Below are 13127 nucleotides of genomic sequence, written 5' to 3'. Positions count from 1 at the left end.
AGTTACAAGAAATATCAATCGGGATAAGCAGGAATCAATAACTTAAGTGCTTATTCTTATTGGTATCAGATTCATCAGGGAAAGATGGGTTTTCTGACTACCATTCCGGGTTCACTACAACATCTCTTCTTGATGCATTTGAAGCGGAAGCACTGACTGCTCAGGGCGTCCGTTTTGGACAATAAGTTGGTTGAATTCGAATTAATTGGTTATTTATGTGCCTGATCGTACGTATTTTGTCAGTTTTATTCGAGGTTTGACCTCTGTCCACATGCTAAAAACGTTCTTTTATTACTGATAGAAGGTAACATCTGCTGTCAATAACAGCGTGTATGTTAAATAATTTTGTTTTATTCCTACAAAGTGCTTGATCTTACTGAGTGGGTTGGATACAAAATTGTTACTTCTTTGCCAATATTCAGGGAATAATAATGCAAATTGGTGTGCCAAAAGAGATACTCGCGAACGAAACGCGAGTCGCTGCAACACCTAAAACGGTAGAGCAGCTTTTAAAAATGGGGTTCAGCGTTGCTGTCGAACATGGTGCAGGTATTGAAGCAAGCTTTGATGATGCAGCATATGAAGCCGCTGGTGCGACTGTTGTTTCGGTTGAGGATGTGTGGCAATCAGATTTAATTCTGAAAGTTAACGCTCCCCTGGTAAATGACAAAACGGGTGTTGATGAATTTGATTTGATCAAAGAAGGCGCAAGCCTTGTTAGCTTTATCTGGCCAGCTCAGAATCCTGAGTTGCTGGAAAAACTGTCAGGCAAAAACATCAACGTAATGGCGATGGACTCAGTACCACGTATTTCAAGAGCACAGGCTCTTGATGCTTTGAGTTCAATGGCAAACATCGCCGGTTATCGTGCTGTTGTCGAAGCTGCTCACGAATTTGGCCGCTTCTTTACCGGCCAGATTACAGCTGCCGGTAAAGTTCCACCAGCTAAAGTGATGGTTGCAGGTGCTGGTGTTGCTGGTTTGGCTGCAATCGGTGCTGCCGGAAGCCTTGGTGCGATTGTTCGCGCATTTGACGTTCGTCCTGAAGTAAAAGAGCAGGTTGAGTCAATGGGTGCTGAATTCCTTGAAGTTGATTTCAAGGAAGACACAAGCACAGGTGACGGTTACGCGAAAGAAATGTCTGATGAGTTCAACAAAGCTGCTGAGCGTCTGTACGCAGAGCAGGCTAAAGATGTTGATATCATCATCACGACTGCTTTGATTCCGGGTCGTCCTGCTCCGAAATTGGTCACCAAAGAAATGGTTGATTCAATGAAGGCGGGTAGTGTGATTGTTGACCTTGCTGCTGCAAACGGTGGTAACTGTGAGTACACTGAGGCTGACAAAGTTGTTACTACAGAAAACGGCGTGAAGATTATCGGTTACACCGATATGGTAGGTCGCCTGCCAACTCAGTCTTCTCAGCTTTATGGTACCAACCTTGTAAACCTGATGAAGCTGCTTTGTAAAGAGAAAGACGGCAACATCGATATCGACTTCGAAGATGAAGTTCTGCGTGGTCTAACTGTTATTAAAGAAGGCGAGGTTACTTGGCCGGCTCCACCAATTAAGGTGTCTGCTGAACCACAACAACCAGCACCAGAGCCTGAACAGCCAGCAGTCGTTGAAGAAGCGCCGGCTTCACCTGTGAAGAAATATGGTCTGATGGCTGCCGGTGTTGCAGTATTCGGCTGGATCGCGAACTATGCGCCTGCTGAGTTCCTGTCGCACTTCACTGTATTTGCTCTGGCATGTGTGGTGGGCTATTACGTTGTCTGGAACGTTACCCATGCCCTGCATACTCCTTTGATGTCCGTAACTAATGCTATCTCAGGCATCATCATTGTTGGTGCTTTGCTACAGATTGGCCATGGAATTGGTATTGTTACCTTCCTGTCGTTCATAGCTGTATTGATCGCAAGTATCAACATCTTCGGTGGCTTTACCGTCACCAAACGGATGCTTGAAATGTTCCGTAAAGATAAATAAGGAGTAACACATGTCTGCAGGTATCGTACAAGCGGCATACATTGTTGCTGCAGTACTATTTATCATGTCTCTTGCGGGACTTTCCAAGCAGGAAACAGCGCGAGCAGGTAACTATTATGGTATTGCCGGTATGGCAATTGCCCTTTTCGCGACTATCTTTGGTCCTGAAGCTCAGGGCACAGCCTGGGTTATCCTTGCGATGATCATCGGTGGTGCAATCGGTATCCACTTCGCTAAGAAAGTTGAAATGACAGAAATGCCAGAACTTGTGGCAATTCTTCACAGCTTTGTTGGTATGGCTGCGGTACTGGTTGGTTTCAACACCTTCCTGGATCACGGTGAACTGACTGGCGCTATGCTGAATATCCACCTTGTTGAAATTTTCCTTGGTGTATTCATCGGTGCTGTAACCTTCACCGGTTCTGTTGTGGCGTTCGGTAAGTTGCGTGGTGTGATTTCATCTAAGCCACTGATGCTGCCACACCGTCATAAGCTGAATCTGGTTGCTGTTATCGTATCATTGCTGCTAATGGTGATGTTCGTTAACGCTGAAGGTTCAATGTTTGCTCTGATCATTGTAACACTGATTGCATTTGCATTCGGTTACCACCTGGTTGCTTCAATCGGTGGTGCTGATATGCCGGTTGTTGTTTCAATGTTGAACTCATACTCTGGATGGGCAGCAGCGGCGGCTGGTTTCATGCTGGCAAACGACCTGCTAATCGTAACTGGTGCATTGGTTGGTTCTTCAGGTGCAATCCTTTCTTACATTATGTGTAAGGCTATGAACCGTTCATTCATCAGCGTTATTGCCGGTGGCTTTGGTACAGACGGCAGCTCAGCAGCAACAGGTGAAGAGCAGGGTGAACACTACGAAGCATCTGCTGAAGAAGTGGCAGAAATGCTGAAAGGTGCACGCTCTGTAATCATCACTCCTGGATATGGTATGGCAGTAGCTCAGGCTCAGTACCCTGTACATGAGATCACTGACAAGCTACGCAGCAAAGGCGTTAACGTTCGTTTCGGTATTCACCCTGTTGCGGGTCGTCTGCCAGGCCACATGAACGTTCTACTGGCTGAAGCAAAAGTTCCATATGATATCGTTCTGGAAATGGACGAAATCAACGATGACTTCGAAGAAACCGATGTAGTTCTGGTTATCGGTGCGAACGATACGGTTAACCCGGCTGCTTTGGAAGATCCAAATAGCCCAATTGCGGGTATGCCGGTTCTTGAAGTGTGGAACTCAAAACATGTTATCGTATTTAAGCGTTCAATGAACACTGGTTACGCTGGCGTACAGAACCCATTGTTCTTCAAAGAAAATACACAAATGCTGTTCGGTGATGCTAAAGAGTCTTGTAACAAGATTCTTGAACACCTTTAATACAGAGTTTGCTGTAATCTAATAGAGGGAGCCAGTTGGCTCCCTTTCTTTTTCTTCTCATTTCACCTTTAGCCTTTGGTGCTTTCACTGTAAATGTCTTAAACTAATGACAATTTTCTGACATTAACGACCAATTGAGTGATACACTTTGCTCATGAAAAAGTATGTTTTATTAATATCGCTGTTGCTCTCCGGAGTCTGTCATGCCGAGGCTGATAATTTGCCGGAGCGTTTAAGATCTGTACGTGCAGAGCTGCTCAACAGCGAACCTTTAGCGACATACGATTTCAGAAAGCTGCAAAGTCGTTTTCCCAATCCTTTACTGTTACCTTCCAGCTTATTGCCGCAATCGGCAGTTTATCCGCTTAAATCGCTCAAACGCCTTTATAAAAATGCGATTACCTGTAAAGGTCCGTGGCCGGTAAGCCCGCTGGTTACTCAACCGGTTGTTTTCACAAGAGCGATCTGTAATAACACGATCCTGCCAAAAGGGTGGTTTGTCCGAGCCGGATATATTCATCCAGGCGGCGGCAGTTATGCAGTTCGTTATCTTGAGAAACACCCTGATGCGGTTGAAGATTTGGAAAGATACCTTCACATCCAGGAGCGAGAGCTGGCACCGACTAATTCAATACTCGGTCGCCTGCAGCGTATGAGCAATGAAGAAATTCATGTTTATATTGCTGGCGCTGAAGCGTTTATCTCGAATGGCGAGCTGTGGATACGGAACGGTAATGAATACAATGTTTACGACCAGCCAACATGGGCTTTTGTTCTGAACCAGTATGATGTGAACTTTACACGTCTGAAGCAAACGGATTTTTGTCTGGTTAAAAGCGGGAATATCTGTTGGGAAAAAGAAGATCAGTCCCATCTGATGTTTTATCTTCTTGTTGGTTTGCTGGTCGTCAACGTGGCCTTGTTGATTGGTTGGAGTGTTTACCGCTGGCGTATTCGCCGACGGGCCATGCAAGAGCGGATGCTTGTTCTGCAAATCCTTACACATGAACTTCGTACTCCAATTGCCAGCCTGGGCATGACAGTTGAAGGTTTCAGGCGTCATTTTGATGCGTTACCTGAGAGCTTATACGATGAATTTCGGCGCTTGACGGAAGATTCTCGCCGTCTGCGCCAGCTTGCTGAAGCGAGTAAAGATTACCTTCAGGCAAACCAACAAGAACTAAGTGTTCAACAGGTTGACTCTTTTAATGAGTGGGTTGAATATTTAAGTGAGCCCTACGATGTATCGTTACAGCTCAGCGATGATCGGTCAGTGAAGGTAAATATCTATTGGCTGGGAACTTGTATTGATAATTTATTATCTAATGCACAGAAGTACGGCAAAGCACCTATTAAATTAACTTCATCATTCAACGACGGAAAACTGATTGTAAGAGTTGAAGATAAAGGCCAGCTTGGTTCGAAAGACTGGGCAAGATTGAGAAAGCCCTTTGTTAGTGAAAAAGGCCTAGGGCTTGGTCTTACAATCGTTGAATCGATGATTCGGAGAATGGGGGGACGAATGAAGCTAATCGGCCCGCCGACAACATTTATTTTGGAGATACCGTGTGAATCAAACTCTGCTTCTGGTTGAAGATGACCGCAACCTTGCTGATGGTTTACTCGAGAGCTTGAGGGATGCAGGTTATGAATGCCTGTATGCTGACTGTGCAACAAAAGTAGCCGATTTATGGTCGGGTGCAGATTTGGTTGTTTTAGACCGCCAGTTACCCGAGGGTGACTCGCTTGATTACCTGAATGGCTGGCTTGAGATTAAGCAAGTGCCAGTTATTCTGCTGACTGCTATGGTTTCAGTTACAGATAAGGTTGTAGGCCTTGATTCTGGCGCAAAAGATTACCTGACCAAGCCATTTGCTGAAGAAGAACTGCTGGCTCGAATTCGATTGCACCTGCGTAGCGCGGGTTCTGCACCTGAGGTGAAATCCGCAAATGTCATCACGACCGGCGATATTGTTATTGACATGGACAGTCGTGAAGTCAGACAGGGAGAGGAGAAGATAACCCTTACTCGTACAGAATTCGAATTACTTGTATTTCTGGCAAAGCATGCGGGTAGGGTATTTACTCGTGATGAATTGCTGGATCAAGTATGGGGTTATAACCATTACCCAACCACTCGAACCGTTGACACGCATATCCTGCAATTGCGTCAAAAATTGCCTGGTATTGAAATTGAAACTTTGCGTGGTGTCGGTTACCGACTGAAATCAGCACAGTAATGAGAAAGCTCTCCTATACATGTGCTTTGTTTATGTTGTATTCGGTGTTAATGGCACCGGGTGCAGCAGCAAAGTGGTTTACTGGTCAGGATCGATATACCTTGGCCCATCAAAGGCTGCTTGAAGGTAGCACTTCCGCTAGTTTTGAGGGGATGGTTCAGGCTTGGCAGCAAGCTCCGAATAATGAGGAGAGAGATAATATTAATTCTCTGCTTAAGTTAGCTGTTTCTGAAGATTGCGGTCGAAGCTTGTCTCAAAATTCACTGCCGGACTGGCTGCCCAATTTGGTTATCCAGCGTGAAGTGATCCAGAACCTCAATCAAATCATGCTCAAGTTGTCTATCAATGGCGTGAGCAATAGCAATATCTCTGAAGTGAAACTGGTTAAATGGCCGGATCAGATAATTATTGCCAACTCACCTGTGATAGGGGCTGGCGGTTATTTTTCCGTTGAAACTCGACGCTTGGAAAAACCAATCACAGCGGGTCTTTATCAGTTAGTTATCAGTGCTAAGGGTGAGCAGAGCTTGAATCGCTGGGTTGTTCTGACTGAACCGCCAATCAGGCAGAGAATAGCCTGGAAAGATAGTAAAAACTGGCGTATAGAACGAGGTAATTTGCCTAATCCTGCTTGTCCATCACCGGTGTTGTCAATGAGCATGTATGATCTGAATGATACTACCTGGACTCCGCTTTGGACCGAAGATGTTGATGGTAAGTTACCAACGACGCTACCAAAAATTGATGTTCCTGATGGTCGTTACTGGCTGAGTGTCGGATTAATCGAAAGTCGTTGGCAAGGGGAGATATCTATCCTTGATATACAAACTATCACACGTCCAGTTGATTACCCAGGCTTCTGATTTATAAGTAAATAGCCTTCATTTAGACTTGCTGTCTTTCCACTATTCAAAAGATACATTTGAATTACAACTTAAAAGATGTATTATTTATGCATCTTTTAAGTTTGAGTTTAAATTTATCTATGATGCAGATTCTGGATAGTGAAAAAGAACAGCGGATTATTCCAATATTCCGTCTCGCATTTCGTCCTTTTTTTCTGGCTGCAAGTGCATTTTCTGTGATATCGATGCTGTTATGGGCGGCTTTCTGGTCAGGGCACTTCAATGTCAGCTCTTTGATGTACGGTAATCCGTTGTGGTGGCATAGCCACGAAATGCTGATTGGTTTTACCGGCGCAATCATTATCGGCTTCTTGTTAACAGCTGTTCAGAATTGGACCGGGAACCCTGGTGTAAGAGGCTGGAAATTGGCGAGTATCTTTTTTTTGTGGCTGGTTGCCAGGGTAGGGATTTTGGTTTCAACGCCGAATGCTTTACTGATGATCGCCGACTTATTATGGATGCCACTGGCAGCGTATTTTCTCGCTGTTCCGATTGTTATTCGTAAGCAATGGAATAATCTGTTCTTTGCCCCTTTGATTGTGTTGCTTACTGTTCTAAATGCGCTTTTCCATCTGTCTCTGCTTGGTTATGGTGGGTTTGAGCTGCGCGAAATTTCATTTATGACCATTATGGTTATTGCTGTGATTGTATTGGTTGTCGGGGGCAGGGTGATCCCATTCTTCACCTGGCGCGGAACCAACACAGAGCAAATTACCCGGGTTAAGTGGATTGAGTTCGCTTCACTGATCCCATGTTGGTTGTTATTGCTTGCTGTCTTGTTGCCGCTTCCAGAAGCGCTTAGCAATGAGGTTCTAGCTGGGTTGATGTTGCTGACTGCGATTTGCAACTTTGCCCGTTTTGCTCGCTGGCGAACACTGTCTACATTGAAAACACCACTTTTGTGGCTGCTTCATTTTGCCTACCTGTTTATGATCATTGGGATGTTGTCACTTGGTATCAATAAGTTTAACGGCTCAATAAGTTACAGTGTATCGCTTCATTTTATTACCTTGGGTGGTATTGGTTGTATGATTCTGGCCATGATTGCTCGAGTTTCGTTGGGTCATACAGGTCGAAATCTGAAAGTCGGAAAATTGATGGTTGTTGCTTTCGGCACACTGGTTCTGGCTACTCTTGTACGGACTTTCCTGGTGATGTTGTTTCCGGTGATGATTCTTAATGCCTATGTTATTTCAGCAATTTTATGGGCTGTCGCCTTTGCGATTTTCACTGTTGTATATTTTCCTATACTGACAACTCCTCGAGTTGATGGGCGTCCTGGATAAGTAGATGACAAAACAGCGAATTGCCCCTAGAATAATGCTCCCTTTAACAGAGTAGAATTAACAGCTATGTTCAACAATGTGCCGACATTAACTCACGCGCAGCAGCAAAAAGCTGCAGAGAAGATCCATGAACTGATGGCGAAAGGCATCAGCAGTGGCGAAGCAATTAGAATTGTTGCTGATGAAATTCGTGAAGCGGAAGCGAAGCAGAACGCGGCACAGAGTGAAGACGAATAGTAATGCGTTCCAAACGTTAGCTGATTACTAAAACAGGCACCATAAGGTGCCTGTTTTTTCATCAAAATGTGCTGTTAATCTCAACTGTATTATCTGACCTTAGCAAACAGTTGCATGCTGAAATAGAATATTAACTGTTCAGTTTTTAATTTTGGTCATTAAACGGGGGTCAGGATGAACAACCGGTACCTAAAGGCGCGCACATTAGCCAGGGCAAAACATAAAACTCAGAAGTATGGTGATCGTCCTTATTATGTACACCTTGATGCTGTTACACGATTAGCTAGCCCGTTTGGTACTAATGCAATGATTGCTGCTCAGTTACATGATGTGCTGGAAGATACTGAGACATCCCTTGAAGAGCTTGCTGCTGACTTCGGTTATGTAATAGCAGATGCTGTTTGTTATATGACAGATGGTAAGCTTAAAGATCGCAGAGCCAGAAAAGAGCAGGTTAACACTCGACTGGCATCGCTCGATCTCAGTGAAGAATCAGCAAGGATTGCGCTTATTGTTAAAGCCTGTGATCGACTTGCTAATGTGAGGGCAAGCTTGCATAGTCCTGAGAAGTATTTTTCTATGTATCAACAAGAACACCCGGCATTTAAGCAGGCGGTTTATCGTAAAGGTCTTTGTGAAGCAATCTGGTGGGAACTTGATAATCTACTCAGGCTATCAGAGGCCTCCTGAATCAAATCAGATTGAAGAACAAAAAAGAAGGGGCTATTTAGCCCCTTTTTTACAGTAATCTGAGTTATTACTCTTCGTCTTCGTAAATTGTCGGAATAGGCTGACGTTTATGCTGTGTTGCCTGATAGATTTCAACAAGACGCTCTGCAACTTCAGTTTCTACTGGCTTACCTTCAAGAAAATCATCAATCTGATCATAGGTTACCATCAGAGCATGCTCATCCGGCTTCTGAGGTGCAAGTTCTTCTAAGTCGGCGGTAGGTACTTTCTTAACCAGAACTTCCGGCGCGCCCAGTTCAGCCGCAATCTGACGAACTTGACGTTTATTTAAACCGAACAGAGGAGCAAGGTCACAGGCACCGTCACCGTATTTTGTGTAGAAACCGGTAATATTCTCTGCTGAATGGTCTGTACCCAGAACTAGGCCACCTACAAGGCCAGCAATTTCATATTGAGCGATCATACGCGCACGAGCTTTTACGTTGCCTTTTACAAAGTCGATCTTCGCATGGCACTCGGGAATAAGCCCCGTACCTTCCAGTGCGTTATGTGTGCTTGCATGAAGGCCGTCAACACCATCTTTGATATTAACGCTAACAGAGTGGGTTGGCTGAATAAAAGAAAGTGCCAGCTGTGCTTCATCTTCATCATGCTGGGTGCCATAAGGCAAACGAACTGCGATAAACTGATAGTCTTGAGAATTGGTTTCGTCATTTAGTCTGTTGACAGCCAGCTGAGCTAGGCGTCCGCATAGAGTGGAATCAACACCACCACTGATACCCAGCACCAAAGATTTGCATCCTGATTGCTTTAGTTTTCGTTGAATAAAACCAACACGTCGCTGGATTTCAAAATCAACATCAATTTCTGGCAATACGCGCATTTCTGCACGAATTAGCTGTTCCATAGTCAATGAATCCTCAGGGCCTTGCCCACTATCTAGTCATTTAGCTTGGTTGAACGCAAAAAAAGTGAAAAATGCATTAAACCTTTAACAAAATCATGCGATAACTCTAAGTAAGGATCAATCCTGAGTGCACAATAAAATAGAAATTGTGGTAAATCAGTATAAAAAAGGGGCATTCTATTCATGACAACATCAATTGCGGTGTTTGGTAGCGCATTTAACCCACCGAGTTTGGGGCATAAATCCGTGTTGGAGCGTTTACAGCATTTTGATCGCGTCTTATTACTGCCCAGTTATTCACATGCCTGGGGCAAGGCGATGATTGACTATGATGCCCGTTGCGAACTGGTAGAAGCATTTATCGAAGATTTAGGGCTTTCAAACCTAGAACTTTGCCGATTAGAAGAAGAAATAGCAGTTGGAAATGAATCAGTTACAACTTATGCTGTTTTAGAGGAACTACAGAAAAGATTACCTGATGCTGAGCTGACATTTGTTGTTGGTCCTGATAACTTCCTCAATTTCGGGAAATTTTACAAATCAGACGAAATCCTGAATAAATGGCAGATTCTGGCGTGCCCGGAAGTTGTCAAGGTGAGAAGTACGATTATTCGTGAGAATATTGTCAATAATCGCTCGATCTCACACCTAACGACTGAAAGAGTCGCTAGAATGCTTACTGATAAATTACATTACAGTTTTCGTGAACACGACTGACCTTATGTGGTAGATTACTGCCTGCTCTGTGTTGGTCTTTGATGTGGAAGGCTTGGTTGTGGATTGTAGTAGCAGAAAAAAATTACTCTGTATTGTTCTGACCAGTTTTACATTTGTGTCCGGAGCAATGGCAGCACAGTGTCAGCAGTATGATATTCGTGAACTTGCTGCATTAGGTGATGAATACCATCAGCATATTGTTACTTCGTGTTCCGTTGCAGAAGACGCGGCAATGGTGGCTGCTACGCATACACATCGCGCATCAAAGAATTGGAAACAGGACATAGAGAATAAGGATGATGAATTTTGGGATGATTGGTCAGGAATAACCGACTCACCGGTTATCAGCACCAACTCAAATACTACCTATTATGGTGTTAATGTCTGGATGCCAGATAAATACAAGGAAGAAGAAGCTCTAACGGTTGAGGATGCCAAAGAGTGGATCAAAAATCACGGCTTACAAATGAGCCTGGGCATGAGTGGCAATGATAAGAACTCCCCGCGAGTACGTTTAGATTATCGCTGGCATGCTGATGAATATGATGACTTTCATCTTCAGGTCGAAATTCCGTTTCAGTGATACTTTCTTCAAAAACATAACAAAAAAGCGACGTTTCAGACGTCGCTTTTTTTGTCTCAAGATCGAGTTCTGCTGGAATATATCAGGCCAGTGTCTCACCAAGGATAGGCATTGCCAGTGCACTGATGCTTTCAGCAGGAACATGCAACGTATCGGCTATTTGATTTAATTTACGACCTGAGCGAGATAGCTTGAGCGCTTCACGCATGGTAATACAGGCTTCAAATTCATTCGACGATACACCAGTTACTTTAGAAATAGCGTCTATTGCTGCACGATCAGTTACCTTGTCACCTTTTATCATTCGACTAAGCTGTAGGTCGAAGTCAGCAGGAAGAGAAGGGCAAAGAGAATGCGTTTTAACTTTAAGTTTTGCTGCTTGATCAGCAATAATCCGAAGAAGGTTTGTTGTCGTCTGATTTTGCTCGGAACACCGATGCCGCTTTGTATCTTCACGAAGCTCGTAGAGCAAAGCAGACAGCAAAGGCGTAACTTTGAAGAAGCCTGCATCACGGCAAACAGGCGTTGTCAGCCTTGCTGAAAATTCGACTTTGTCATACTTGGTGCCCGGCAGAACGGTTAACGCATGCAGACAATCGAACGGAATCCAAAAACCATTTCCTTTTGCGACTAAGAACTCTTGCTTGCCTAATCTGATCAGGGCAGAGCCTTCAGAAACCACAATCATATACGAGGTATGGCTTTTACGACGTGAGCCAACGTGAAGATAGTTTTGGATACTGTGTGAAAATTCAATTGCCTGTTTCATAGTCTGTCTCTAGCAAAAAAGCATGCACATATTGTTCTGTTTTACCGGATCCGTCAATAACTGAGGCAGTTCACAACAATTTTTGACTGTTTTTTAGCTGAAATTGCTATCTTAGCAACAGACAGAGTCAGGTTTTTTAGGCTAATCTGCTTTAAATTTATACATATATGAGTGGTAGGACCTCCAACCATTTGAGTTGTGAGCTCTAGCCATTGGGTAAACACATAAATCTGCGTAAAATGTCGCGGTTTTTATTTGATACGAAGCATAATTGTGCAAAAAGATAACGATATTTATAAAGAAATCCGCCCTTACAATGATGAAGAAGTAAGTGGCGCAATTCAGCGTCTGATTAACGATAAAGAGTTCATTACAGCTATTCTTAATTATCGTTTCCCTCAGCTGTCCGGTGTGCTTGGTTGGCTATTGATCCCATTGATCAAGCGTTTTTTGATCCGTAAATGGTCGAATGTAAAAACGGTTGAAGATGTTCAGTTTCAAGTTGCGAAGTACATGAATGCTACCATTGACCATTCATGTGACGGGGTAACATTTAGCGGCCTTGATAACCTTGACCCTAACCAGTCATACCTTTTCGTTTCAAACCACCGCGATATTGCGATGGATCCGGCGATGGTAAACTGGTGCCTGTTCCAGAATAATTTCAAAACAGTTCGTATCGCTATCGGCGATAACCTGTTGAAAAAACCTTGTGCGACTGAATTGATGCGACTCAATAAGAGTTTTATTGTTAAGCGCTCAGCCAAAGGTCCACGTGAGATGATGAAAACGCTTGGTTTGCTTTCAAGCTACATTTCGAATTCACTCGAGACCGGTAACTCTATCTGGATTGCTCAGAAAGAGGGGCGGGCTAAAGACGGTAACGATAAAACTGATCCAGCCATTTTGAAAATGTTCTATATGGAAGGACGTAAGCGTAAAGAATCTTTCGATGAGTTTATGCCTAAGCTGAACATTGTTCCTGTTGCTATTTCTTATGAAAATGACCCTTGTGATGTAGCTAAAGCAAAAGAGCTTTATGAGAAGGCGACTTCTGGCAGCTATGAAAAAGGTGAGTTTGAAGATATCGAAAGCATTATTCAGGGAATTGTTGGTGAGAAGCGCCATATTCATGTGAGCTTCGGTGAAGTGATTAAAGCGCCTCTTGAAACGCCGGAAGAGCTGGCAGAAGAGATTGATCGCCAAATCACACAAAACTACCATCTGTTCCCTGCGAACTATATCGCAGCTGGAATAGAGCATGAATCTGCAACTGAAGAGGAAAGAAATCGTTTCAATGATAAGATTGCAGATTTAACGGAGGGGGTAGCAGGCATTCTGAAGAAAATGTACGCTTTCCCCGCAATTAAGAAACAGTAATTTTTTGATTGCTTATGTTATTAGCACGGGGCAGTGGG

13 protein-coding genes are annotated in these 13127 nt (G+C 43.8%); 11 read left to right on the top strand and 2 right to left on the bottom strand.

Going from position 1 to position 13127, the window contains the following annotated elements; genetic code table 11:
• Positions 1-431: 431 nt before the first annotated feature.
• From pntA to AACQ93_RS21410, 8 genes are all read left to right on the top strand, one after another.
• Positions 432-1988, top strand: coding sequence for a Re/Si-specific NAD(P)(+) transhydrogenase subunit alpha (pntA, locus tag AACQ93_RS21445; RefSeq protein ID WP_064608648.1), 1557 nt, complete (start codon positions 432-434; stop codon positions 1986-1988).
• A gap of 10 nt (positions 1989-1998) precedes the next feature.
• Positions 1999-3375 carry a Re/Si-specific NAD(P)(+) transhydrogenase subunit beta gene (pntB, locus tag AACQ93_RS21440; RefSeq protein WP_064608645.1) on the top strand — a complete coding sequence of 459 codons (1377 nt, stop codon included), beginning with the start codon at positions 1999-2001 and terminating at the stop codon, positions 3373-3375.
• 154 nt (positions 3376-3529) lie between these two features.
• Positions 3530-4969, top strand: a complete 1440-nt coding sequence (gene vxrA, locus AACQ93_RS21435; RefSeq protein WP_007465727.1) for a sensor histidine kinase VxrA — start codon at positions 3530-3532, stop codon at positions 4967-4969.
• A complete protein-coding gene (locus AACQ93_RS21430; protein ID WP_007465730.1) occupies positions 4944-5615 on the top strand; it encodes a response regulator transcription factor in 672 nt (223 codons plus the stop codon). Before vxrA ends, AACQ93_RS21430 begins: the two co-directional genes overlap by 26 nt.
• A gap of 32 nt (positions 5616-5647) precedes the next feature.
• Positions 5648-6478, top strand: a complete 831-nt coding sequence (locus tag AACQ93_RS21425) for a DUF2861 family protein (RefSeq protein ID WP_064608642.1) — start codon at positions 5648-5650, stop codon at positions 6476-6478.
• Between the two features lie 122 nt (positions 6479-6600).
• Positions 6601-7806: an NnrS family protein gene (locus tag AACQ93_RS21420; RefSeq protein ID WP_198160220.1), complete on the top strand. Its 1206-nt coding sequence runs from the start codon at positions 6601-6603 to the stop codon at positions 7804-7806.
• Between the two features lie 66 nt (positions 7807-7872).
• The gene (locus AACQ93_RS21415; RefSeq protein WP_084419382.1) at positions 7873-8043 is read left to right on the top strand and encodes a YoaH family protein; all 171 of its coding nucleotides are present in this window, start codon (positions 7873-7875) and stop codon (positions 8041-8043) included.
• Positions 8044-8217: 174 nt separating this feature from the next.
• Entirely contained in the window at positions 8218-8733 is a 516-nt protein-coding gene (locus AACQ93_RS21410; protein WP_064608639.1) for an HD domain-containing protein, read from the top strand.
• 67 nt (positions 8734-8800) lie between these two features.
• Here the strand turns inward: AACQ93_RS21410 and nadE are convergent, their stop codons facing one another.
• A complete protein-coding gene (gene nadE / locus AACQ93_RS21405; protein ID WP_064608636.1) occupies positions 8801-9640 on the bottom strand; it encodes an ammonia-dependent NAD(+) synthetase in 840 nt (279 codons plus the stop codon).
• 183 nt (positions 9641-9823) lie between these two features.
• Between nadE and AACQ93_RS21400 the strand changes: the two genes are divergently transcribed.
• Entirely contained in the window at positions 9824-10357 is a 534-nt protein-coding gene (locus AACQ93_RS21400) for a nicotinate-nicotinamide nucleotide adenylyltransferase (RefSeq protein WP_064608633.1), read from the top strand.
• Positions 10358-10400: 43 nt separating this feature from the next.
• The gene (locus AACQ93_RS21395; protein WP_157097624.1) at positions 10401-10940 is read left to right on the top strand and encodes a hypothetical protein; all 540 of its coding nucleotides are present in this window, start codon (positions 10401-10403) and stop codon (positions 10938-10940) included.
• A gap of 82 nt (positions 10941-11022) precedes the next feature.
• On the opposite strand, the gene AACQ93_RS21390 is transcribed toward AACQ93_RS21395, so the two are convergent.
• Positions 11023-11709: an AraC family ligand binding domain-containing protein gene (locus AACQ93_RS21390; RefSeq protein WP_064608627.1), complete on the bottom strand. Its 687-nt coding sequence runs from the start codon at positions 11707-11709 to the stop codon at positions 11023-11025.
• A 273-nt stretch (positions 11710-11982) separates the two neighbouring features.
• Here AACQ93_RS21390 and AACQ93_RS21385 point away from each other — a divergent pair, with 273 nt between their 5' ends.
• Entirely contained in the window at positions 11983-13089 is a 1107-nt protein-coding gene (locus tag AACQ93_RS21385) for a 1-acyl-sn-glycerol-3-phosphate acyltransferase (protein ID WP_064608624.1), read from the top strand.
• Positions 13090-13127 lie beyond the last annotated feature (38 nt).

The organism is Photobacterium sp. J15 (assembly GCF_963870815.1).
Classification (GTDB): domain Bacteria; phylum Pseudomonadota; class Gammaproteobacteria; order Enterobacterales; family Vibrionaceae; genus Photobacterium; species Photobacterium marinum.
The sequence above is the reverse complement of the archived record's forward strand: the minus strand, read 5'-3'. Positions and strand labels throughout refer to the sequence as shown.